Here is a 22545-nt window from a genome sequence, read left to right on the forward strand (position 1 = left end):
CACTTCATGACGGTCGAGTCACGCATCGAGCCGGCCCGGGGCCGCCACGCGTCGTTCATCTCGCTACCCGTCTCGTTCTTGTTTTTTTATGGTCCTGCTCCTGGGGTTCCTCTCGAAGATCGAAACCAGGGACAGCCTGACGAGGGGCATTCTAAACACATCCGCCAAGGGTTCGTGAACCGCCCGGCGAGAATAAACCAGCTATAAATATGAGAACTGACCAGTCACGGTTTGCGCTGTTGAAATTGCTGCAAAATTGGCACAGATTGGCAACCAAACAACTACAACAAACGCTTCTCTAGGCTAATCGTTGAGTGGCTTTTCCCCGATCTTACGGAAATTTCCCACTCAGTTCGCAATAGACGAAGCAACCATCAGGGGAGCTGGTGCTTGAAAAAACGTCTGTTCGTTACGGGCCTCAGCGGTTTCGTTGGACGTCACCTCAAATCTCGACTGAACGGTCATGATTCGACGTGGCAGGTGATGCCTGTCGCCGCACGCTACGACCTGACGGACGCCAAGACCCTGGAGGGCCTCTGGCCCGAGCTTCCCGACGCCGTGATCCACCTGGCAGGCCAGACCTTTGTGCCCGAAGCCTTCCGCGATCCGGCGCGCACCCTGCACATCAACCTGATGGGCACCTTGAACCTGCTCCAGGCCCTCAAGGCCCGGGGTTTCACCGGGACGTTCCTGTATGTCAGCTCCGGTGACGTCTATGGCCAGGTCGGTGAAGACCGACTGCCGATTACCGAACTGCAACCGCCCGCCCCGCGCAACCCGTATGCCGTGAGCAAGCTGTCGGCCGAACTGCTGAGCCTGCAGTGGGGCATGAGCGAAGGCTGGCCGGTGCTGGTGGCCCGCCCGTTCAATCACATCGGTGCCGGCCAGAAGGACAGCTTCGTCATTGCCAGCGCCGCCCGGCAGATCAGCCGGATCAAGCTGGGCCTGCAACCGGCCCGGCTGCAAGTGGGCGATATCGACGTGACCCGCGACTTCCTCGATGTCGGCGATGTGATTTCGGCCTACCTGACCCTGCTGGAAAAAGGCACCCCGGGGCAGGTCTACAACATCTGCTCGGGGCGCGAGCAAAGCATTCGCAACCTGATCGAACAACTGGGCGATCTCGCCCAGGTCGATGTGCAACTTATCCAGGACCCTGCGCGTCTTCGCCGCGCAGAACAGCGTCGCGTCTGTGGTAGCCCAGCCAAGCTACGACAGGCCACCGGATGGACGCCCGAAACAACAACACAACAATCCTTGCGGACGATCCTGTCCGACTGGGAGATACGGGTACAACAAGAATGAAAAGTGCATTGATCACAGGGATCACCGGCCAGGACGGCGCGTATCTGGCCAAGTTGCTGCTCGACAAGGGTTACAAAGTCCACGGCCTGGTGGCGCGACGCAGCAGCGATTCGCGCTGGCGGCTGCGAGAGATGGGCATCGAACAGGACATCGTTTACCTGGACGGTGACATGGCCGATGCCTGCTCGGTGCAACGGGCAGTGATCAAGTCGGCGCCGGACGAGGTGTATAACCTGGCCGCGCAAAGTTTCGTCGCGGCCTCCTGGGACCAGCCGGTGACCACCGGCATCGTCGACGGGCTGGGGGTTACCCACCTGCTCGAAGCCATTCGCCAGTTCAGTGTGCAGACCCGCTTCTACCAGGCCTCCACCAGCGAAATGTTCGGCCTGATCCAGGCCGAGCAACAAGACGAGCACACCCCGTTCTATCCGCGCAGCCCCTATGGCGTGGCGAAACTGTACGGCCACTGGATCACCGTCAACTACCGGGAAAGCTTCGGCCTGCATGCCAGCAGCGGCATCCTGTTCAACCACGAATCACCGCTGCGCGGCATCGAGTTCGTGACTCGCAAGGTCACCGATGCCGCTGCGCGCATCAAGCAGGGCAAGCAGCAGAAATTGCGCCTGGGCAATATCGACGCCAAGCGCGACTGGGGCTTTGCCGGCGATTACGTCGAAGCCATGTGGCTGATGTTGCAACAGGACAGCCCCGATGATTACGTGGTGGCCACCGGCGTCACCACCACCGTGCGCGAGATGTGCAGGATTGCCTTCGAACACGTGGGCCTGGACTACCGTGACTTCGTCAAGATCGACCCGGCGTTTTTCCGCCCGGCCGAAGTCGAGGTGTTGCTCGGCAACCCGGCCAAGGCACAACGCGTCCTGGGCTGGAAGCCTCGGACCGACCTCGACACCCTGATCCGCATGATGATGGATGCGGACATGAAACGCGTCGCCAAGGAGTAGGCCATGCTCATTCCCGTGATTCTTTCCGGCGGTGCCGGGACGAGGTTGTGGCCGGTGTCCCGCGAGGGCCATCCCAAGCCTTTCATGCTCTTGCCCGACGGCCAGTCGCTGCTGAGCAAGACCTATCGGCGGGCGGCGGGGTTGTTCGACGGTCGAGGCGACATCGTCACCGTCACCAATCGCGAGTACTACTTCCAGAGCCGCGACCACTATCAGAGCGCCCATCTGGAGCGTTATCGCGGTCACTTCGTTCTGGAACCGACAGGCCGCAACACCGCGCCGGCCATTGCCACGGCCACCCTCGCGGTACAGGCCCTGCACGGTGACGAGGCGATCCTGGTGGTCATGCCTGCCGATCACTTGATCAAGGACGAGGCGGCCTTCAAGGCCTCCGTTGAGCACGCCGTGGAGCTGGCCAAAAACGGCCATCTGGTGACCTTCGGCGTGCTGCCCTCGGCGCCGGAAACCGGCTTCGGCTATATCGAACGGGGCCAGCCCCTGGATACCAAGGGCGCGGCCAAGGTCGTGAGATTTGTCGAAAAGCCCGACTTGCAGACCGCCACGCAGTACCTGGAAAGTGGCCGTTTCCTGTGGAATTCGGGGATGTTCTGCTTCTCGGTCAAGACCCTGTTGGCGGAGCTGCACGCCCACGCTCCCGAGCTGCTGGAACAGGCGCGCGCCTGTGTCACGGCCAGCACGGCGGTGGAAACCTCAGGTTGTGTGCAGCAGGAATTGTCCGCGGCGCATTTCGCCGAAATGCCGGACATCTCCATCGACTACGCCCTGATGGAGCGCTCAGCCAATGTCGTGGTGATCCCGGCCGACTTCGACTGGAGCGATATCGGTTCCTGGAGCGCCGTCGCCAGCCTGGTACCCGCCGACGGGCAAAACAACCGCGCCACCGGTGAAGCCCTGTTTATCGACAGCCAGAACACCTTCGTCCAGAGCGACAGCCGCCTGGTGGCCGCCCTGGGCGTGGAAAACCTGATCATCATCGACACCGCCGACGCCGTGCTGGTGGCCCATGCCGACCGCGCCCAGGATGTTCGCCGCGTCGCCCGGCAACTCAAGGACAAGGACCACGAAGCCTATCGCCTGCATCGCACGGTCAGCCGTCCATGGGGCAGTTATACCGTCCTCGAAGAAGGTCCACGTTTCAAGATCAAGCGCATCGTGGTCAAGCCTGGCGCATCGCTGTCGCTGCAAATGCACCATCACCGCAACGAACATTGGGTAGTCGTCGAAGGCATGGCCAAGGTCACCAATAACGGCTCGGGCTCGCACCTGGTCGCCAAGAACGAATCGACCTTCATTCCCGCCGGCCACAAGCATCGCCTGGAAAACCCCGGTGTCATCGACCTGGTCATCATCGAGGTCCAGAGCGGCGAATACCTCGGGGAAGACGACATCGTCCGCTTCGAAGACCACTACGGCAGGGCCGTCTGATGCTGTTGGCCTTGCAACGCTCACTGTGGAGCTATCGCGGCTTCGTCCTGGGCAGCGTCAAGCGCGAGTTCCAGGCACGCTATCGCAACTCGTTGTTCGGCGCGTTGTGGACGGTGCTCAACCCGTTGTCGATGATCCTCGTCTACACGGTGATTTTTTCCCACATCATGCGTGCCCGCCTGCCCGGGGTCGAAGACGGCATGGCCTACAGCGTCTACCTCTGTGCCGGGCTGCTGACCTGGGGGTTGTTCGCGGAAATCACCACCCGCAGCCAGGGCATGTTCCTGGAAAACGCCAACCTGCTGAAAAAGATCAGCTTCCCCCGGATCTGCCTGCCGGTGATCGTGCTGTTCAATGCAGGGATCAACTTCGCGATCATCCTCGGGCTCTTTCTCGGTTTCCTGCTGATCACCGGGCGCTGGCCAGGCATGACCTTGCTGGCCCTGGTGCCGCTGCTGGCCCTGCAAGTGATGTTCGCCGCCGGGCTGGGCATGCTGCTGGGGATCCTCAATGTGTTTTTCCGCGATGTCGGGCAGTTGTTCGGCATTTGCCTGCAATTCTGGTTCTGGCTCACACCGATCGTTTACCCGATGACGATCCTGCCGCCATCGATCCAGCAACTGCTCGCCCTCAACCCCATGACCGCCCTGATGCAGAGCTACCAGAACCTGTTTCTCTACAACCAGTGGCCGGTCTGGAGTTCGCTGGTGCCGTTGCTGGTGGTGGCCCTGTTGTTGTGTGCCTTGGGCCTGCGCATGTTTCGCCGGCGCGGCGGTGAAATGGTGGATGAACTCTGATGGGACATTTGCGCGTCACCGGCCTGGGCAAGGCCTACAAGCAGTATCCAAACCGCTGGAGCCGGCTGTTCGAGTGGTTGATCCCCTTTTCCCGCCAGCGCCATCAACTGCACTGGATCCTGCAAGGTGTGGACTTCGAGATCCAGCCCGGCGAAGCCGTCGGCATCGTCGGGGTCAACGGTGCCGGCAAAAGCACGTTGCTCAAGATGATCACCGGCACCACCCAACCCACCTGCGGCCACATCCACTTGCAAGGCCGCGTCGCCGCGTTGCTGGAATTGGGCATGGGCTTTCATCCTGACTTCACCGGCCGCCAGAATGCGTTCATGGCCGGTCAGTTGCTGGGGATGCACGTGGAGGAAATCGAAGCGTTGATGCCCGAGATCGAGGGGTTCGCCGAAATCGGCGAGGCCATCGACCAGCCGGTACGCACTTATTCCAGCGGCATGCAGATGCGCCTGGCGTTCAGCGTTGCCACCGCCCGACGCCCGGACATCCTGATCGTCGACGAAGCGCTGTCGGTGGGCGATGCCTACTTCCAGCACAAGAGCTTCGAGCGCATCCGCAGCTTCCGCAAGGCCGGCACCACGCTGCTGATCGTGTCCCACGATCGCTCGGCGATCCAGTCGATCTGCGACACCGCCATCCTGCTCGAACACGGGCGCATGGCCATGCGCGGCAAGCCGGAAGAGGTGATGGATTACTACAACGCGATGCTGGCCCAGCGCGAGGGCCAGGTGGTTCGCCAGGAAATGCTCGCCAACGGCCAGATACGCACGATTTCCGGTACCGGCGAGGCCGGCATCGTCGATGTGCAATTGCTCAACAGCCAGGGGCAGTCGGTGGAAGTGGCCGAGATCGGCCAGCCAATGGTGTTGCAAGTGCGGGTCGAAATCCGCCAGGACATCGAGCGGCTGGTGCTGGGCTTTTTGATCAAGGACCGCCTTGGCCAGCCCATGTACGGCATCAACACCCATCGCCAGGACAAAGCCGTGACCGACCTCAAGGCCGGCGAACAGATCACCTTCCGTTTCAGTTTCGACATGCGCCTGGGCAAGGGCAATTACTCCGTCGCGCTCAGCCTGTCGCGACTGGACTCGCACCTGGACCGTAATTTCGAATGGCGCGACTATGGGTTGGTGTTTCACGTCATCAATAATCGCCAGGAGGATTTCGTCGGCTGTTCCTGGCTCCAGGCCCGGACCAGTATCCAGCGTTCGAGCCAGACGGCCGTCGAGGCGTTGCCGCAAAAGGAGTTGCCATGAGCCGTCTGCTGGTGGATTGCACCTACGTATACGACCACCCGAATGACAACTCCGGCATTCAGCGAGTGGTGCGCAACGTCATTCGCGAATTACCGGCCAAGGACCAGGACCGCGAATGCATTCCCGTGGTGATGCTGCAGGGCAAGCTGTATGAAGTGATAAGCCTGGCTCCCCTGCCCACGGACGGACTGGATCTGGCCGGCCTGCGAGTACGGCTGCTACAGTTCGCCAACCTGTTCTGGGTCAGACATCGGTCCCTCGAACAGCAGCGCCCCTTCAGCCAGTCGATCTGGGCGCGCCGCTTCCTGTACGTTGCTTGCCGACTGTTCGCCCTGGGGTGCCTGAGCCTGCCCATTCGAATCCTCGATCGTCTGCTCAAACGCAAGCCTGCCCCGGCGCGCAGCGTACCGCTGGCACATCGAGCCGGCGATCAACTGGTATTGCTGGACTCTTCCTGGCACTCAGGTTTCTTTCCCCTGGCCGAACAGCTCAAGCGTGATGGCGTCGGGATCATCTCGGTGATCTATGACCTGATTCCCCTGACCCACCCACAATTCTGCGACGCCGGACTGGTCAAGGTGTTCAACCATTGGTTCGACTGGATTGCCCGCACCGCCGACGGCTACATCGCCATCTCCACCACCATCCGCGACCAGCTTCGCCAGGAAATGGTCCGGCGTATTGGCGAGCAACAGGTGCGCGAGCGCTGGTTCGACTATTTCCACTTGGGCAGCGAACTGGACCTGATCGACGCCACTCACGCCGTCGACCCGAACTTGCTGCGGCTGTTCAAGCGCCCCGAGCCGGTGTTCCTGATGGTCAGCACCATCGAACCGCGGAAAAACCATGCCTACCTGATCGATGCGTTCGAGCGGGCCTGGGCCGCCGGGTCACAAGCACGGTTATGCATCGTCGGGAAAATCGGCTGGAAATGCGAAGCCCTGATCGAACGTATCCAACGTCATCCACAACTCGACAGCCGCCTGTTCATGTTCAACAACCTGGCGGACCAAAGCCTGGAACACGCCTATCGACACTCCACTGCACTGGTGTTCCCGTCCTACGTGGAGGGCTTCGGCCTGCCGTTGGTGGAGGCCATGCAACGCGGCTTGCCGGCGATGGGCAGCGACATCCCGGTATTTCGGGAAATCGGCGGTGACTTCATGGTCTACTTCGATCTCGACGATCCCCAAAGCCTGGCGAACCTGGTCATCGACATGGAACACACCGGGGTATTCCCGGCCAGGCGCAACCTGGAGCAATGGCAATGGCTGAGTTGGCGCCAGGCCAGCGCGCAACTGGTGGAGCGGATCGAGCGACACGTCGACGAAGTGATCGTCGACAGGGAAACAGCATGCGGATAGCCCTCAACGCACGCATTCTCCAGGCGCCACGCACCGGCATCGGCCACTACGTGGCGGAACTGGCGACGGCCTTGGCCCGGGAACCGGATGTACAGCTGTCGCTATTCCACGGCTGGGGCTGGAGCCCGCAATTGCCGCCAACCGCCAAGCCTGGCTATTCAAGGCTGAGCCCCTTGCTGCGACGGGTTCCGGGCGCCTACCAGGCGCGGCGCTGGCTGGAGCAGAAACGCTTCGATCAAGGTCGTTCAAAAGCTATCGACCTGTATCACGAGCCCAGCCTGTGGCCGCTGGCCTTCGAAGGGCCGACGGTGATCACTCTCCATGACCTGACGCACCTGCGCTACCCCGAGACGCAACCACCGGCACGCCTGAAGGAAATCGAGCGACGACTCAGCCGCGCAGTGGAGCAGGCGCAGCTGATCCTGACCGACTCGCAGTTCATCGCCGATGAAGCCCAGCAGTATTTCGGCCTGCCCGCCGAGCGCCTGAGGGTCGCGCCACTGGGGGTCGCGGCACGTTTCCACCCGCGCGAACCGGAAGCGATCGACGCCGTGCTCAAAGCCCATGGCCTGGAGCACGGCCGATACTTCCTCTGTGTCGGCACCCTGGAGCCACGCAAGAACCTGTCGTTGGCCCTGCGCGCCCATGCCGGGCTCCCTGAATCCCTACGTCAGGCTTTTCCTTTGTTCATTGTAGGAATGAGCGGATGGCAACAGGCGCAGCTCAATGATGAGTTGAAACGCGCCCTGGCTGGCGGTCATGTTTGTCTGGCAGGTTACCTGCCTGACGAACAGGTCGCCCATTTGTTGGCGGGAGCACGGGCACTGGTGTTCCCGTCGTACTACGAAGGTTTTGGCCTGCCGGTGCTCGAAGCCATGGCCAGTGGCACGCCGGTGATGACCACCCGCTGCTCGGCGATGCCGGAAGTGGCCGGGCCGGCCGGTATCTATTGCGAACCCGACGATCCGCAAGGCATGCGCGACGCCATGGAGCGGTTGATTGAAGACCGCCTACACTGGCAAGCATGTCGGGAGGCGGGATTACAACAGGCGGCGCTGTTTTCCTGGGAACGCTGTGCAAAGGTCACTGCCCACGCGTATCGCCAGGCCTTGGGAGGTTGAATGCGAGTCCTGCACTTCTACAAAACCTATTTGCCTGACTCCATGGGTGGCATCGAACAGGTGATTTTTCAACTCTGCGACAGCACTGACCGGCTGAGTATCGATAACACTGTGTTGGCCCTGAGCGGGCAGCCATCACCAGAACCGATCCAGCTTCGACAGCATGTCGTTCACCAAGCCCGGATGGACTTCCAAGTGGCGTCCACCGGTTTCTCCTACAGCGTGTTCAAGAAATTCCGTGAGTTGGCCGCCGAAGCGGACGTGATCAACTACCACTTCCCCTGGCCGTTCATGGACCTGGTGCACTTTTGCAGTGCCGTGAAAAAACCCTACGTCGTGACCTACCATTCGGACATCGTTCGCCAACGGCACCTGCTCAAGCTCTATCGGCCGCTGATGCGACGCTTCCTGGACGGCGCTGACCGCATCGTCGCGGCCTCGCCGAACTATGTTCATACCAGCGATGTGCTCAAGGAATACAGCGCCAAGACCCGTGTCATCACCTACGGCCTGAACAAGACCAGTTATCCACAGCCTGACGCCGAGCGCATGGCGCACTGGAAGGCAAAACTGGGCGAGCGCTTCTTTTTGTTCGTGGGGGTGATGCGTTATTACAAAGGCCTGCACATTCTGCTCGACGCCCTCAAAGGCGTGGATTACCCCGTCGTCATCCTGGGCGCCGGCCCATTGGAAAAGCAACTGCATGCCCAGGCCACGAAACTGGGCCTGCGTAACCTGCATTTCCTCGGGCGCCTGGGGGACGAAGACAAGGTCGCATTGCTGGAACTGAGTTATGCCATCGTGTTTCCTTCACACCTGCGCTCCGAAGCCTTTGGCATCTCCCTGCTCGAAGGCGCGATGTTCGGCAAGCCGATGATCTCCAGCGAAATCGGCACCGGCACCAGCTACATCAACATCCACGACGAAACCGGCCTGGTGGTGCCCCCCAGCAACCCCGAGGCCTTCCGCGAGGCGATGCGCACCCTGTGGGAAAACCCGGCCCAGGCCCAGGCAATGGGCATCAAGGCCGAAGCCCGTTACCGCCAGTTGTTCACCTCCGAAGAGATGGGCCAAAAGTGGGTGCAGTTGTACGAGGAACTGCTGGAGGAAAAGGCACTTTCCTACGCCTGATACCAAATCACGATAGAGCGACGAAATCTCTGCCGAGTGGGAGCAAAGCTTGCTCCCACAGTGAAGATACCCCCCTCACCACCGGGTCTGTTTCAGGCGTGCTTTTGCAACCCGACAACCGTACGCGGCATGCCCACGAACCCGGGCAAGGCTTCGATCCGCACCAGCCAGGCCCGCACATGGGCATAGTCCTCCAGCGACACATTGCCTTCCGGTGCGTGGGCGATGTAGCTGTAGCCGGCGATGTCCGCGACAGTCGCCGTATCACCCGCCAGAAAATCACGACGGCTCAATTCCTGATCGATGACTTTCAGCACAGCGTGGGAACGGGCAATCACGTCCTCGGCGTTGTAGGCCGCGCCAAACACCGTGATCAGCCGTGCGGTGGCTGGCCCCGCATGGATCGGCCCGGCCGCCGCCGACAACCAGCGCTGCACCCGCGCGGCGCCGACTGGATCGGTGGGCAGCCAGCGACCCTTGCCATATTTGTGCGCCAGGTACACCAGGATCGCGTTGGAGTCCGCCAGCACCACGCCGTCATCGTCAATGACCGGTACCTGGCCAAACGCATTGAGCGCGAGGAAACCCGCCTGTTTGTGCGCGCCCTTGGCCAAGTCGACGAAGACCTCCTCGACCGGTAGCCCGAGCAACGAAAGCATCAATTGAACGCGATGGGAATGGCCGGAAAGCGGGAAGTGATAGTGCTTGATAGGGTTCATGGTCGACTCCGCAGGAAGTGACGCCATCAGCACAACGGCGTCGATGGGGTCATCTTCCGCTCCGGGCCAAAACAAGAGAATCACCCAGAAATGCAATCCATTGTTTCAGCCAGAGAAACAATGCGTCAGCCGCTCAAGGCCGGATGTTCGCGCAATGCACTGACGACAAAATCGACAAAACTGCGGACCCGCGCCGGCGCATTGCGTCCGCCCTGGTACACCACATGGATCGGCAGAGGCGGCAATTCGAAATCGGCCAGGACGATTTCCAGTTCGCCGGCGGCCACGTTGCCCGCCACTTGGTAGGACAGGACTCGCGTCATTCCCAACCCCTGGCAAGCGGCAGTGATCGCCGCCTGGTTGGCCGTCACCACCAGCCGAGGCACGGGCCGGACGGCCAACGGTTGGCCTGAATCGATGAAGGTCCAGCTTTTGACCTGGCCAATGGCCGACGACGCCACCACGGGCATTCGCTCCAGGTCATCCGGATGCCGGGGCCGCCCGTGGCGTGCGAAGAAATCCGGGGAGCCGCACACCACTCGCCGTACTTCACCGACCCGAACGGCGTGCAGGTTGCTGTCCGGCAGCTCGCCGATGCGCAGGGCAACGTCGATGCCCTCCTCCACCAGGCTGACCGTGCGGTCCAACAACAAAGCGTTGATGCTGACCTCGGGGAACCGATGCAGGTAATCCACCAGCAGCGGCGTGACGAACAACTGGCCGAACAGCACCGGCGCGGTGATCGTCAATTGCCCACGGGGCTGAACGTGACTGCCGGCCGCCGAATCCTCGGCTTCCTGCAAATCGCTCAGGATCCGCCGACAGTCCTCGAGAAAGCGCTGACCGGCTTCACTCAGGTACACATTGCGGGTGGTGCGCACCAGCAATGGCGTGCCGATACGTTGCTCCAACCCTGCCACCGCCCGCGTGACGCTGGCCGCCGACAGGCCCAGGCGCCGCGCCGCCGCCGAAAAACCCGACTCCTGGGCCACGGCGAGAAAAACCTGCATTTCCTGGAACCTGTCCATCCATCCCCCGATGAGAAATCCTGATACAAGTTTTCCGCGCACCTCAAAAACAGCGCTGCGCCGCCATTGTAGAGGCCTGCGCCAGTGAACCACAGCCTAGCGCAGCCGGACACCGGGACATTGGCTCGGCCAGGGGCGATTGCCCTTGGTACCATCCCTCCTCATGACAGTTTCATGACCGAAGGAAGAACCTGCTGTGGGAGCGAGCTTGCTCGCGATGGCGTCAGTCAGTCACATGCCATATGGACTGATACACCGCTATCGCGAGCAAGCTCGCTCCCACAGGGTGGGTGTGTCGTTCAATGGATTGGCTTCAACAGAAAGGCCCGTTTCTCGTGAATATTCTTTATCGCGCTTCAACCCACCCCCGCGCCGCCCTCATCGCCCTGATTGGCTGCGTATTACTCGTCCCCATGGGCCTGCGTCTCGCCCTGGGTTGGTCCGACCCGCTGGGCTATCTGTCGGACCTGGGCGTCGGTGGGTTACTGATCGCGTTGTTTTATCGTCGCCCCTGGTGGCTGGTGCTGCCGGTATTGCTGGCCTGGAGTGCGTTGACGCTGGCTAGCATCGAGCTGGTCAGTGCGGTGGGGCGGATGCCCAATCCTTCGGACATTCATTACCTGACCGACCCGCAGTTCGTTGAAAACTCCACCAGCGGCGGCTTCGCCCATCCGTGGCTGGCCGCGATCCAGTTGGCCGCGCTGGCGCTCTGGCTGATGACCCAATGGACCAGCCGCCCACACCTGGCGCCACGCTTGCCTCGCCACGCCTGGGCCGTGCCCGTGTTGCTCCTGTTGAGCCACGGCGCATTGCAAACCTGGCGCCCCAGTGAGGCGGACCAATGGAACGTGTTCAACCTGCCTCACCAACTCGTCACCGCAGGTGTCGCGGCCGGGCAGGACCAAGCCCGGCAATGGCTCGACGGCGATGCCGTGGACCCCGCCCCGCCCATGGCGGGGCTGACCCGCCTGGACCTCGATGGCAACAGGCTGCTGGCCGAACCGGGGCGTGCGCGCAATGTCCTGGTCATCGCCCTGGAGGGCATTCCCGGCGCCTACGTGAGTGCCAACCGCCAGGCCTTGAACAGCCGCTATCAGGAAAACCTGATGCCACACCTCAGCGCCTGGGCCGAGCGAGGCATGAACACCCCCGATTACGTCCTGCACAGCCACCAGACCATTCGTGGCTTGTACGCGATGCTGTGTGGCGACTACGACAAACTCGACGACGGCACGCCCAAAGGCGTCGAAATGCTCAACCAGACCCAGCGCAACCAGGCCTGCCTCCCGGCCCAGTTGCGCCAGAACGGCTTTTCCACGCATTTCCTCCAGGGCGCGGGCCTGCGGTTCATGGCCAAGGACCGGATCATGCCGCACATCGGCTTCGACACGACCCTGGGCATGGAGTGGTTCACTCGCCCCGCCTACCTGGAATTTCCTTGGGGCAAGGACGACAAGACCTTCTTCGAAGGCGCACTGGACTACGTCGGACAACTGCAGCAGGCGGACAAGCCCTGGATGCTGACCTTGCTGACCGTTGGCACGCACCAGCCCTACTCGGCGCCGGATGACTACCTGCAACGCTACGACACCGCCAAGCAGGCGGCGGTGGGTTACCTGGACGACGCACTGGCGAGCTTCCTGGCGGGCCTGGAACGCCAGGGCATCCTGGACAACACCCTGGTGGTCATCACCTCGGATGAGTCCCATGGCATCGACGAGGTGCGGCTGGCCTCGTCCTGGGGGTTCAACCTGACGCTGGCGCCGGAACCATTGCCCCGGATCAAGTCAGGCACCTACGGGCATGTGGACCTGACCGCCTCGATCCTCGATTACTTCGGCTTCACGGTGCCCACGTCGTTGTCCGGTCGCTCGATGTTCAGGGACTACCCGACGGGCCGGGAAATCATGTCGTTCACCAATGGCAAGCTGCGCTACCACGACGGCAAGGGCACGTTTACCGAATGCGACTTCCTCCAGCATTGCCGTTACTACAGCAGCGAAGGTTTCATCGCCGACCGCGCCACCTATGGCGGGCAATACAGCGGCCAGCGCGCCCGATTGATCAGCGCCCGGGCCACGGCCCTGGACCAGACCCTGATGCGCACGCCCCTGAACCAGCACTATCAGTTCGGCAGCGCCGATAAAATCCCGCTGCCGGCCCAGGTCACCAACGACTGGACCGACAACCTGATCGGTGCCCAATACCTGGAAATGCCCAAGGGTTCACAGACCCGCGTCAGCCTGACCATCCGCGCGGTGGAGGCAGACCATGCCGCCTACATCTCCCTCAAGGCCAAGGAGTTCGAGCAGGATGTGCCAATGGACCTGCCGACCGAGGTGGCGGTGACACCCGACCAGCCGCTGGTGATGAACATCAGTTTCGACAACCCACAGCAGCGCAAGGCGTTTTCCTTCCATCTGCTCGGCCATGGCGTCGGCGCCATCGAAATCAGCGACTTCAGCGTCGTGACCGAACTGCCGGACCAGACGGACCAGCCGCAATACCTGGACGATATGCAGGAAGACAGCGAGGCCCAATCCAGTTGAACAAAAAACGCGGCTAATCCAGCAACCGATGCAGCTTGGCGTACTGCAACAACATGATGGTCTTGCCGTCGCAGATCTCCCCGCTCTCGATCATGCCCAAGGCCTGGTCGAGGGACAGCTCCAGCACTTCGATCTCTTCGCCCTCGGCTTCAAGGCCACCGCCTTCGTGCTGCTTGTCTTCGTCGAAATATTCGCCAACGAAAAAATGCACCCGCTCAGTCACCGAGCCTGGGCTCATGAAGGCGTCGAACACCTTGCGCACGTCCTGGATGATGTAGCCGGTTTCCTCCTGGGTTTCCTTGCGGATGCAGGTGTGCGGGTCGTCGTTGTCCAACAGGCCGGCGCAGGTTTCTATCAACAGGTCATCGTGCCCGTTGACGAAAGCCGGAAAGCGAAACTGCCGGGTCAACACCACCGTTTGCTTGGCCTTGCTGTACAGCAGGATGGTGGCGCCGTTGCCGCGGTCATAGGTCTCGCGCGTCAGTTCGCGCCATTGGCCGTTGCGGCCGAGGTAGTCATAGGTGGTCTTGCGCAGCACGTACCAATCGTCCGAGAGGACTTCGACGTGCTTGATGCGTACGCGATCCTTGATGCTGATTGCCTGTGTCATTCATCACTCCATTCCGGCCCCGGGGCCCGGCATAAAAATCCTGTTCGGGTGTTCGGTGCCCACAAAAAAAACCACGATGGCCCATCGTCTTTTCTCGTTCGACAAAACCTGCCCGCTCGTTAACTCTTCGACCAGCCCTGGGCCTGCGGGGATGCATAAATAAAAACAAGCCAGACGAGAACTCCTCATGGGCATCCATCTGAAATTCGGTCACAAGATTCTTCTTGGTGCCTGCGCCATCGTGATGACGGTATTTCTGTCTTTCTCTTTGTTCAACGACCATCGCCAGGAAGCCAGCACCCGCGAAGCACTGCACAGCAATCTGCAGGCCACGGGCCAGTTGCTGGGTGCGAACCTCGGCAGCTGGCTGGCCGGCCGGATCCTGTTGATCGAAGGTGCCGCCGAAACCGTCGCCGCTCATCCCACGCCGGACACCATCAGCCGCGTTCTATCCCAGGACATCATTACAAAGACCTTCATAGCCAGCTACGTCGGTCTTGAAGACAGTCGGTTCTTTATTCATCCCGAACGGGTGATGCCCGATGGCTATGATGTCCGCCAACGCTCTTGGTACAAAGACGCGGCTCGCACCCTTCAACCCGTGCTCACCGAACCCTACATCGGTGCGGGTATCGATTATCTGATCATGACCCAAGCGGCTCCGATCAAGGTCAATGGCAAAGCCGTTGGGGTACTGGGTGCGAGCCTGAGCCTGGAACAACTCGCGAAAATCATCAATGCCGTGGACCTCAACGGCATAGGCTATGCCTTCCTGGTCAGCGACGACGGCAAGATCCTGGTGCACCCGGACAGCACGCGGGTTACCCAGACACTGGCGCAAGCGTTCCCCGAAGGCCCGCCGAGTATCAACAGCGCCTTGAATGAAGTGCAGGAAAACGGTCAGGCGCGGATCGTCACTTTTACGCCGATCGACGGCCTGCCCTCGCTGCACTGGTCCATCGGACTTTCCGTGGATAAAGACAAAGCCTACGCCGCACTCCATGAGTTTCGCACCTCGGCGCTGATCGCCACCCTGATCGCGATGCTGGTCATGGTCGGCTTGCTCGGCCTGCTGATCAACGCCCTGATGCGACCTTTACGCAGCATGGGCTTAGCCATGCAATCCATAGCCGATGGCGAAGGTGACCTGACCCAACGCCTGCACAGCCTGTCCCGGGACGAGTTCGGCCTGATGGCAGCAGGGTTCAACCGCTTCGTCGAACGGATCCAACAATCGATCCGAGAAGTCCTGGCGTCCAGTATCCAGCTCACTCAATTGGCATCACAGGTCAGCCAGGCGTCCAACTCCTCCCTGAAAAGCTCTGACACTCAAGCGTCGCTGACCCATAACGTTGCCACGGCGATCAATGAACTGGGGGCCGCTGCCCAGGAAATCGCTCGTAGCGCCGCTCACGCGTCAAGCCGCGCCTCTGACACCAGAGATCGGACCCGGGAAGGCCAGTCTGTGGTGCAGCAAAGTATCAGTGCCATGTCGCAACTCTCGTCGCAAGTGGTCAATACGCGCCAGGACATCGAAAGCCTGAATGAAAAAACGCTGAAGATCGGACGTATTCTCGACGTCATCAAAGGCATCTCTGACCAGACCAACCTGCTGGCCCTTAACGCTGCCATCGAGGCCGCCCGCGCCGGAGATGCCGGACGCGGTTTTGCGGTGGTCTCGGACGAAGTGCGCACGCTCGCCCATCGCACCCAACAATCAGCCCAGGAAATCCACGGCATGATCGAGGCGTTGCAAGCAAATGCCGGCAACGCGGTGAGCGCCATGCTCGAAAGCCAGCGTTACAGCGACGACAACGTCAATACTGCCAAGCTCGCGGGCGAACGGCTCGATCGCGTGCTGCTAGGTATTGGCGAGATCGACGAGATCAACCTGTCGGTGGCCACCGCCACCGAAGAGCAAACCTCAGTGGTGGATAACCTCGATCGCGACATCAGCCACATCAATGACCTCAACCAGGAAATGGTCGGCAACCTGCAATCCACCTTGCAGGCCTGCACAGAACTGGAAGATCAGTCACGCCGCCTGCAACAAATGGTCAATACCTTCAAGATCTGAACGTCATCCAGGACCGGATTGGCGGCGATCGCTCCGGTCCTGGCACGAATAAAGGGTTCCAACTACAAGGCCGGAACGCGTGGCAATGCGCGCTTGTGGGCCGTCTTGATGTAGGCGCGCTCGATGATCTGTCGCGCCTGGGGCGACACCTCTTGGCCCATCAGGTACGCGTCGATTTCCTCGTAGCTGCAGCCGTACGCCACTTCATCCAACTTGCCGGGCGCCAGGTCTTCCAGGTCCGCGGTCGGCGCCTTGCGCACCAGGTGCGCGGGGGCGCCCATCGCGTCGGCCAACAATCGCACCTGGGTCTTCGTCAGCCCGGACAACGGTGCCAGGTCGCACGCGCCGTCGCCGAACTTGGTGAAAAACCCCATCACCGCCTCTGCCCCATGATCGGTGCCCACCACCAACCCGTTGCTTAAGTTGGCGATGGCGTATTGCGCCAGCATCCGTGCCCGGGCCTTGGCGTTGCCTTTGGCAAAGTCGGTGAGTTCGGCCGAAGGCTGCAAGCCATCGATGGCGATGCTGCCCATCAGCCCGTCGACACACGCGGCGATGTTGCTGGCGGTGATCACGTCCGGCCGGATGAAATCCAGGGAAGCCTGGGCGTCTTGCTCGTCGGCCTGGGCCTTGTACGGCAGCCGGACGGCGATAAACCGCGCCGCGTAGTCTTCACCCCGCAGTTGCTCCACCGCCAACTGGCAGAGGCGACCGGCGGTAAGGGAGTCGACGCCGCCACTGATCCCCAGGACCAGGGACTGGCAACCCGACTCGCGCAAGATCTGCTTTATGAACTCGACGCGGCGGGCAATCTCGGTTGCTTCGCCGCCCTGCGTGAGTTGGCGGTCGATGCCCAGCTCCTGGGCAATGCTCTCTTGCTGAAACGAAGTCATATCAAGCTCCCAACTGTGGATTGATCAGGGCGACGTTGAACACTTGGGCGGCGTACCGCAGAAACGAGACATCCTCGCAGACGTTCTTGATCGGGTCGTCGGAGAACTTCACCACCGGTTCGCCGTGAACCCGCACCAGTTTCATGACGATGCTCAGCGGTTCGACACCGTCGACATCGCAGGCCAGGCTGGTGCCCATGCCAAAGCCGAATTTGGCCTTGCCGCGAACATGACGCAGGATCGGCAGGCACTTTTCGAAATTGAGGCCATCGGAGAACATCAGGTCCTTGGTACGCGGATCGATGCCCAGTTCCTGATAGCGCCCCAGCACCTTGTCGGCCCAGACGATCGGATCACCGGAATCCTGGCGCAGGCCGTCATAGAGCTTGGCAAAGTACAGGTCGAAATCCTTGAGGAAAAAGTCGGTGCTGATGCAGTCCGTCAGGGCGATACCAAGGCGGCCGCGATACTCGCGCACCCAATTTTCCAACGCCGCGTTCTGGCTCTCGCGCAAGCGTCCGAGTTGCTGGTGCACCATCAGCCATTGGTGAGCCATGGTGCCGATCAGGGGCAGATCGAACTCGTACGCCAGGTGAGCGTTACTGGTGCCGACAAAGACCCCAGGAAAATCGCTGCGCATCACATTCACCACCTCACGCTGGGCCCTGAACGACAGCCGCCGCCGGGTGGAGAAGTCTGAAACGCGAAACTCGGCGAGTTCTTCACGGCTGGCATTTTTCTCCAGCCATTCGAACTTCTGGTACAGCTTGCGGGTGACGTCGGCCAACTCGACCTCGGGGTATTTCTCGCGGTTGCGCAGTTCGCTGACCATCGCCAATACCGGTTGCTCGAACATGATGCAGTGCAGCATCGGGCCACGGACGCGGATGTGCAGTTGGCCATCGACTTCCGCAACGTGGATGTAACGCAAATTGAAGCGAAACAGGCCAAGAAACTGTTCGAAGTCCGGGGTCAGGTACTCACGGAAACGCTTGTTGAACAGGAACCGCTGCTCTCCTTCGCGCAGCTGCAACCCGGCGAGCTTCTCCAGTTCGACACGGATGTCCGGGATCAGGTGACCGAGCCGCTCCTTGGAACGCACGATGAACTGGTATTCCACCTCGACATTCGGGTGCTGGTGCAAGACCGCCTGCATCATGGTGAAGGTGTAGTAGTCGGTATCCAGAAGGCTCTGGATGGTGCCACTGCTTGAATCGAATGCACTGTCCATGTCTTTTCCTTATGGGTTTGCCAGGCAGATGGTTTCTTCGCGGGTCGCGGCAACCGAGATCCCCGCTTGCTGCATGTCTTGGATGGCTTGAATCGCCCCCTCCTCACTGATGGCCCGACAGGCCGGGAGGTGAATGATCACCTTGAAGCCGGCGGCGGCCAGTTGCAGGGCGGTGGTCTTGACGCAGAAATCCAGCGCCAGCCCGCCGACAATGACCTGCTCCACTCCCAGGCCCCTCAGGTACTCGATCACCCCGGTGGACAGCTTGCCGTGCAGGTCGTGGTAGCAGGCGCCGTACGGGTGCAAATCCGGCTCGACCCCCTTCCAGACGAAATAGTCGTAGTCGTACGGGGTCGGCAGTTGATCCAGCAGGGCGAAACCTTCGGTACCAGGGACGCAGTGGCTGACCCAGGTGATGTCGGCGTGCTCGAGCCCGGTCGGCACGAACATCTGTGCGTGATCGGCGACCACCCACGGGGCAGGGGCGAATGGGCGTCCTTGCTGCCGATACGGAGGCTGGCCAGGGACGCGATGAAATTCAGCTCACCGGCAATCTGATCACCACCCGGCACCGGAAGCTCATCGGGGCATAGCGGCGTGAAGCTCTTTTGCGCATCGACATCGAAGGAAGCGGTTTTCCGGGTCAGGCTGTTCATGCTGGGTTTCTCCTCTTCATGGTCACGAGAGTACATAAGGTGTACTTTCATAACAAGCCATCCGTAGAAAATATTTTTGACGTGCCCTTTCTATCCAAACCAATTGGTGCAACAGAAAGCGGGTTTTCACAAAAAAGATTTTGCTGATAGAGTACATGTCATGTACTAACAGAGGATGAGCCATGTTCGAGATAGCCCTTTATGGCGGCGCCTTCAATCCCCCTCACGCCGGTCATGCCCAGGTGATGATCGAGGCCTCATGCCAGGCCAGACGCGTGCTGGTGGTCCCAAGCTTGCGCCATCCCTACGGCAAGCAAATGGTTGACTATGAGGTGCGCCTGAACTGGCTGGAATCGATCGTCGAGAACGTTCAGCCGCTGTGCCGCGCCGAAGTGCGTGCAAGCCGGGTGGAACAGGTCGTGGCCCGCGGCGTTGAAGGCGCGATCTACAGCTACACCCTGCTCGCCCACCTCGCCGACAGCCTGGCCCTGGAAGGCAAGCGGATCGCGTTGGTGGTGGGCCAGGATGTCGCGGACCTGCTGCCGACCTTCTATCGCGGGCAGGAATTGCTGGAGCGTTTTTCCATCCTTCGCGTGGAGGAAAAGATCCACGTGCGCAGCACTGTGGTTCGCGAACGGCTGGCCTTGGGCGAGCCGCTTCCCAGCGACTGGATGGCACCCGGCATGAACCCGTTAAACTATGACCTTTACGCTACCCACGGAAATCGACATGCCCACTAGCACAGCCCCCGTCCGCGGTTACCTGCACACCATCGACCTCTGTGTGCTGCGCTTCTGCCGGGAGACCCAGGCGCTGGAAATCCTCCTGAACCGACGGGAAGCCGAGCCGTTCGCCGGCCATTGGGCGCTGCCCGGGATCGTGGTCAATGGTGGCGTCGAAGATCTCACGCTGAACGACGCCGTGGAGCGCCTGCGCAGCTCGAGCAAAGTGGGCATGCCGCTGGCCTGGATCGAACAGGTGGGTACCGTCGGCGACGCCTTCCGCGACCCACGCTGCTGGTCATCCTCGACGTTCTACCTGGCGATTGTCAGCGAGGCGGTCCAGCTCACCGAACACCAGGGGTTTTTTCCCCTCAAGGATGTCGCCGACGCCTCGATCAAACTCCCTTTCGACCACAACAGCCTGGTGGCCGCCGTCCAGGAACGGTTGTTGTCCAAAGCCCTCTACAGCAGCCTGCCGCTGATGTTCCTGGGACCGGAATTCAGCGCGCCGGAAGCGGTGAGCATTTTCTCCGTGGTACTCGACCGCCCGGTGCTCAAGACCAGCATGCGCCAGCGTTTGCTGAAGATGAGCGAGGCGGGTTATTTGCAGGAAACCGGCCGCAAGAAAAGCGGCGACGGCGGCCGCCCGCAACGCACGGTGGAAAACCTCAAGCCGGGAAGCGTTTATCTTTTTGATCGTTGCTTTCTGGAATAGCGCTTAGGGGGCCAGCGCAAATGCTGGCGCCATCCGCTCCTGCTCATTGCTTGAGATGCCCAGATAGCGTGCGACCCTGGGCCATTTTCTGACGACGCCCTGGAACCTCTCGATGGTTTGTCTGGCATCGTCAGCGGAGACGCGGAAATAACCGGCCACGCTCATTGCAAGATCAAGGTCTATGGCGTTATCGGCCTCTGAAACGTTGAGCCTCAAGCCAGTGTCACCAGGGACAGGGTTCATGTCATACGCAGGCGAAAGACGCCAACCGCGCCCTGGCTCCAATAGGAAGCCGTGGTTTCGTAGATGATCATCAGTATTCGAAACCAGCATGTTGAAGACAATTCTTCGCCAAAGCTCGGGAAGATCCACGTCGGCAGCGGCCCCCTCCCTGACCAATACCTCTGCAATCTCCAGGTAACTGGCCCCTGTCTCATGCCCATCACCATCCTGATGGTCCGTCAGGGTCATCGCTGAAGCAAAGTGAAGTCGACCACCCGTTGCTGTTCTGTCAAAGCGCTTAACCATGAAACAGTGGTACTCACTCGCGTACCGTTGCGCTTTTCCTTCAGCCACATAGAGCCCACAGCCTTGGGCCAATGTGTTGACGACCATCTCCCAGCCGCCCACGTCGTGGGTGTCTCTATTACTGGGAAATTTTCCTATCCAGAGCGCGTGCTCGTCATCTACTACACTTGCCTTGGGCCTCGCTCCACCCAGAGAGCCACCTGGAGCAATGAGCATTCGAATCCAGTCCTGACCCTGAGCCCCCCGATCCTCTCCAGCTTCAAATCGACGCGAAGCCTCTTCAAGCTCACGCATGCGGGCCATCGGTGGGGCGGCATGCTCCACATGGTCGTCGAGGAACGCTCCTTCTTCCTCGACTTTGAAACGCAGTCCCCCTACCCGGTAGGCGTCGTGAACCCCGATGAGATAGTCCGAGTCAAACAGCCGCGCGTCCTGCGGTACGACTCCTGCTCTTTTGTCCCGCTCCAAGCGACGATCCATCAACAGTCGCCCCCATCGATCAGGCGAGGAGTCCGATACGCACCCAAAGCAATTTCTCGTTGGATATTGCCGCCCTTCGTAAGGCTGAATCCGAGGGTCGATCGCAATCTGAGTGTGAAGGGTTTGAAGAACAGCCCGTGCGTACTCGAACTCCATACGCTCGGATCCTGCCAATCTGCGGGAATGAAGGGTTCCAAGCAGTACGGGTGCTGTTTCATTCCAGTCTGCGTAGACGAAAATCCTTTCAGGCATCGTCGTCCCCTAAAAGCTTCTTAGCCAGTTCAGAGCTTGTCTGGCTTCGGCTGTCAGCGGCTGGTGAGGTAGAACTGTTCTCTTTTGCCGAGACGCTGACCAGATTGTCCCAATGAAACTGGGGCAGCCGTACTTTTGGCTTGATGTGCTCGACTGCAGAACGCCCTTTCAATTCGGCATCTTGCAGATCACGGCCTAATTCATCCGTGCGTGCGAGCAATTCAAGGTCCTTCTCCAACCCCAAGGCTACCAATACCGAAACGTAGGCCCCGATGGTCACAGCAGGACTGCCACTTTCCAGCGCCCTCAACGTGGGAGCGCTCATGCCCGCCCGCGCAGCCATTTGCGCCGCAGTGATCTTACGGCGCTTGCGAGCCAGTTCGATCCGTTCGCCAAGCTGGCGCAGGAGCCGCTCAGCGGATGGCATGAGGGGTGCTGTTTTTTTCGGCATGGCAGTATTTTTTCAATTTCTTTGAGGATTTGAAAAAATACTAGCACATGGATGATCGAAATCTGCCCATAACGAGAAAAAATGAAAGTATTTTTTCATATTCATAAAGAAAATCGAAAAATACCTTCCAAGCCAAATTTTGGTTTCTCAAAGATCAGCAGATGTCAGGTCGGTTTTCTCTTCAGCTGTTCGGTGAAGGGTCGGGATAGACCCTCAAGGTGTCATCCATTTGTAGGGACC

19 protein-coding genes and 1 pseudogene are annotated in these 22545 nt (G+C 60.6%); 12 read left to right on the forward strand and 8 right to left on the reverse strand.

What is annotated here, in order from left to right; genetic code table 11:
* Nucleotides 1–390 precede the first annotated feature (390 nt).
* The 8 genes from ACZ5M5_RS30460 to ACZ5M5_RS30495 are packed head-to-tail and all read left to right on the forward strand — an operon-like array spanning nt 391 to nt 9394.
* Nucleotides 391–1305: a GDP-mannose 4,6-dehydratase gene (locus ACZ5M5_RS30460; RefSeq protein WP_060739938.1), complete on the forward strand. Its 915-nt coding sequence runs from the start codon at nt 391–393 to the stop codon at nt 1303–1305.
* On the forward strand, nt 1302–2270 hold the full coding sequence (gmd, locus tag ACZ5M5_RS30465) for a GDP-mannose 4,6-dehydratase (RefSeq protein ID WP_464738390.1): 969 nt from the start codon (nt 1302–1304) through the stop codon (nt 2268–2270). The genes ACZ5M5_RS30460 and gmd overlap by 4 nt, the downstream gene beginning before the upstream one ends.
* Before the next feature lie 3 nt (nt 2271–2273).
* Nucleotides 2274–3716, forward strand: a complete 1443-nt coding sequence (locus tag ACZ5M5_RS30470; protein ID WP_464738391.1) for a mannose-1-phosphate guanylyltransferase/mannose-6-phosphate isomerase — start codon at nt 2274–2276, stop codon at nt 3714–3716.
* Entirely contained in the window at nt 3716–4513 is a 798-nt protein-coding gene (locus tag ACZ5M5_RS30475) for an ABC transporter permease (RefSeq protein ID WP_092168198.1), read from the forward strand. Before ACZ5M5_RS30470 ends, ACZ5M5_RS30475 begins: the two co-directional genes overlap by 1 nt.
* On the forward strand, nt 4513–5778 hold the full coding sequence (locus tag ACZ5M5_RS30480; RefSeq protein WP_464738392.1) for an ABC transporter ATP-binding protein: 1266 nt from the start codon (nt 4513–4515) through the stop codon (nt 5776–5778). The genes ACZ5M5_RS30475 and ACZ5M5_RS30480 overlap by 1 nt, the downstream gene beginning before the upstream one ends.
* The gene (locus tag ACZ5M5_RS30485; protein WP_464738393.1) at nt 5775–7142 is read left to right on the forward strand and encodes a glycosyltransferase family 4 protein; all 1368 of its coding nucleotides are present in this window, start codon (nt 5775–5777) and stop codon (nt 7140–7142) included. Before ACZ5M5_RS30480 ends, ACZ5M5_RS30485 begins: the two co-directional genes overlap by 4 nt.
* Nucleotides 7133–8263, forward strand: a complete 1131-nt coding sequence (locus ACZ5M5_RS30490) for a glycosyltransferase family 4 protein (RefSeq protein ID WP_464738394.1) — start codon at nt 7133–7135, stop codon at nt 8261–8263. The genes ACZ5M5_RS30485 and ACZ5M5_RS30490 overlap by 10 nt, the downstream gene beginning before the upstream one ends.
* Nucleotides 8264–9394 (forward strand): glycosyltransferase family 4 protein, encoded by a 1131-nt coding sequence (locus ACZ5M5_RS30495; RefSeq protein ID WP_103307935.1) that lies wholly within the window; start codon nt 8264–8266, stop codon nt 9392–9394.
* Between the two features lie 92 nt (nt 9395–9486).
* Here ACZ5M5_RS30495 and ACZ5M5_RS30500 read toward each other — a convergent pair whose 3' ends face one another.
* Together ACZ5M5_RS30500 and ACZ5M5_RS30505 are read right to left on the reverse strand one after the other, a co-directional pair.
* On the reverse strand, nt 9487–10113 hold the full coding sequence (locus ACZ5M5_RS30500; protein WP_103307934.1) for a glutathione S-transferase family protein: 627 nt from the start codon (nt 10111–10113) through the stop codon (nt 9487–9489).
* Between the two features lie 125 nt (nt 10114–10238).
* A complete protein-coding gene (locus ACZ5M5_RS30505; RefSeq protein WP_103307933.1) occupies nt 10239–11141 on the reverse strand; it encodes a LysR family transcriptional regulator in 903 nt (300 codons plus the stop codon).
* Nucleotides 11142–11443: 302 nt separating this feature from the next.
* Here ACZ5M5_RS30505 and ACZ5M5_RS30510 point away from each other — a divergent pair, with 302 nt between their 5' ends.
* On the forward strand, nt 11444–13690 hold the full coding sequence (locus tag ACZ5M5_RS30510) for an LTA synthase family protein (RefSeq protein WP_464738395.1): 2247 nt from the start codon (nt 11444–11446) through the stop codon (nt 13688–13690).
* 13 nt (nt 13691–13703) lie between these two features.
* Here ACZ5M5_RS30510 and nudK read toward each other — a convergent pair whose 3' ends face one another.
* Nucleotides 13704–14300: a GDP-mannose pyrophosphatase NudK gene (nudK, locus tag ACZ5M5_RS30515; RefSeq protein WP_060739927.1), complete on the reverse strand. Its 597-nt coding sequence runs from the start codon at nt 14298–14300 to the stop codon at nt 13704–13706.
* A gap of 187 nt (nt 14301–14487) precedes the next feature.
* Between nudK and ACZ5M5_RS30520 the strand changes: the two genes are divergently transcribed.
* Nucleotides 14488–16377: a methyl-accepting chemotaxis protein gene (locus tag ACZ5M5_RS30520; RefSeq protein ID WP_464738396.1), complete on the forward strand. Its 1890-nt coding sequence runs from the start codon at nt 14488–14490 to the stop codon at nt 16375–16377.
* Between the two features lie 62 nt (nt 16378–16439).
* Here the strand turns inward: ACZ5M5_RS30520 and nadE are convergent, their stop codons facing one another.
* From nadE to ACZ5M5_RS30535, 3 genes and pseudogenes are all read right to left on the reverse strand, one after another.
* Nucleotides 16440–17270, reverse strand: coding sequence for an ammonia-dependent NAD(+) synthetase (gene nadE / locus ACZ5M5_RS30525; protein ID WP_464738397.1), 831 nt, complete (start codon nt 17268–17270; stop codon nt 16440–16442).
* 1 nt (nt 17271) lies between these two features.
* On the reverse strand, nt 17272–18501 hold the full coding sequence (pncB, locus tag ACZ5M5_RS30530) for a nicotinate phosphoribosyltransferase (protein WP_060739924.1): 1230 nt from the start codon (nt 18499–18501) through the stop codon (nt 17272–17274).
* A gap of 9 nt (nt 18502–18510) precedes the next feature.
* Nucleotides 18511–19157: pseudogene (locus ACZ5M5_RS30535) on the reverse strand (nicotinamidase).
* 182 nt (nt 19158–19339) lie between these two features.
* Between ACZ5M5_RS30535 and ACZ5M5_RS30540 the strand changes: the two are divergent.
* Both ACZ5M5_RS30540 and ACZ5M5_RS30545 read left to right on the forward strand, forming a co-directional pair.
* Nucleotides 19340–19897 (forward strand): adenylyltransferase/cytidyltransferase family protein, encoded by a 558-nt coding sequence (locus ACZ5M5_RS30540; protein ID WP_464738398.1) that lies wholly within the window; start codon nt 19340–19342, stop codon nt 19895–19897.
* The gene (locus ACZ5M5_RS30545; RefSeq protein ID WP_464738399.1) at nt 19887–20594 is read left to right on the forward strand and encodes an NUDIX hydrolase; all 708 of its coding nucleotides are present in this window, start codon (nt 19887–19889) and stop codon (nt 20592–20594) included. Before ACZ5M5_RS30540 ends, ACZ5M5_RS30545 begins: the two co-directional genes overlap by 11 nt.
* A 3-nt stretch (nt 20595–20597) precedes the next feature.
* Here the strand turns inward: ACZ5M5_RS30545 and ACZ5M5_RS30550 are convergent, their stop codons facing one another.
* On the reverse strand, nt 20598–21854 hold the full coding sequence (locus ACZ5M5_RS30550; protein ID WP_060739920.1) for a type II toxin-antitoxin system HipA family toxin: 1257 nt from the start codon (nt 21852–21854) through the stop codon (nt 20598–20600).
* Nucleotides 21847–22305 (reverse strand): helix-turn-helix domain-containing protein, encoded by a 459-nt coding sequence (locus ACZ5M5_RS30555; protein ID WP_060739919.1) that lies wholly within the window; start codon nt 22303–22305, stop codon nt 21847–21849. Before ACZ5M5_RS30555 ends, ACZ5M5_RS30550 begins: the two co-directional genes overlap by 8 nt.
* Nucleotides 22306–22545: the final 240 nt, after the last annotated feature.

The sequence above is a fragment of the Pseudomonas sp. Van50 genome (assembly GCF_055390755.1).

Excerpts from the sequence above, each read along its gene's own strand:
- gmd (WP_464738390.1), top strand. The coding sequence starts at position 1,302 with ATGAAAAGTGCATTGATCACAGGGATCACCGGCCAGGACGGCGCGTAT.
- ACZ5M5_RS30470 (WP_464738391.1), top strand. The coding sequence starts at position 2,274 with ATGCTCATTCCCGTGATTCTTTCCGGCGGTGCCGGGACGAGGTTGTGG.
- ACZ5M5_RS30475 (WP_092168198.1), top strand. The coding sequence starts at position 3,716 with ATGCTGTTGGCCTTGCAACGCTCACTGTGGAGCTATCGCGGCTTCGTC.
- ACZ5M5_RS30480 (WP_464738392.1), top strand. The coding sequence starts at position 4,513 with ATGGGACATTTGCGCGTCACCGGCCTGGGCAAGGCCTACAAGCAGTAT.
- ACZ5M5_RS30485 (WP_464738393.1), top strand. The coding sequence starts at position 5,775 with ATGAGCCGTCTGCTGGTGGATTGCACCTACGTATACGACCACCCGAAT.
- ACZ5M5_RS30490 (WP_464738394.1), top strand. The coding sequence starts at position 7,133 with ATGCGGATAGCCCTCAACGCACGCATTCTCCAGGCGCCACGCACCGGC.
- ACZ5M5_RS30495 (WP_103307935.1), top strand. The coding sequence starts at position 8,264 with ATGCGAGTCCTGCACTTCTACAAAACCTATTTGCCTGACTCCATGGGT.
- ACZ5M5_RS30500 (WP_103307934.1), bottom strand. The coding sequence starts at position 10,113 with ATGAACCCTATCAAGCACTATCACTTCCCGCTTTCCGGCCATTCCCAT.
- ACZ5M5_RS30505 (WP_103307933.1), bottom strand. The coding sequence starts at position 11,141 with ATGGACAGGTTCCAGGAAATGCAGGTTTTTCTCGCCGTGGCCCAGGAG.
- ACZ5M5_RS30510 (WP_464738395.1), top strand. The coding sequence starts at position 11,444 with ATGGATTGGCTTCAACAGAAAGGCCCGTTTCTCGTGAATATTCTTTAT.
- nudK (WP_060739927.1), bottom strand. The coding sequence starts at position 14,300 with ATGACACAGGCAATCAGCATCAAGGATCGCGTACGCATCAAGCACGTC.
- ACZ5M5_RS30520 (WP_464738396.1), top strand. The coding sequence starts at position 14,488 with ATGGGCATCCATCTGAAATTCGGTCACAAGATTCTTCTTGGTGCCTGC.
- nadE (WP_464738397.1), bottom strand. The coding sequence starts at position 17,270 with ATGACTTCGTTTCAGCAAGAGAGCATTGCCCAGGAGCTGGGCATCGAC.
- pncB (WP_060739924.1), bottom strand. The coding sequence starts at position 18,501 with ATGGACAGTGCATTCGATTCAAGCAGTGGCACCATCCAGAGCCTTCTG.
- ACZ5M5_RS30540 (WP_464738398.1), top strand. The coding sequence starts at position 19,340 with ATGTTCGAGATAGCCCTTTATGGCGGCGCCTTCAATCCCCCTCACGCC.
- ACZ5M5_RS30545 (WP_464738399.1), top strand. The coding sequence starts at position 19,887 with ATGCCCACTAGCACAGCCCCCGTCCGCGGTTACCTGCACACCATCGAC.
- ACZ5M5_RS30550 (WP_060739920.1), bottom strand. The coding sequence starts at position 21,854 with ATGCCTGAAAGGATTTTCGTCTACGCAGACTGGAATGAAACAGCACCC.
- ACZ5M5_RS30555 (WP_060739919.1), bottom strand. The coding sequence starts at position 22,305 with ATGCCGAAAAAAACAGCACCCCTCATGCCATCCGCTGAGCGGCTCCTG.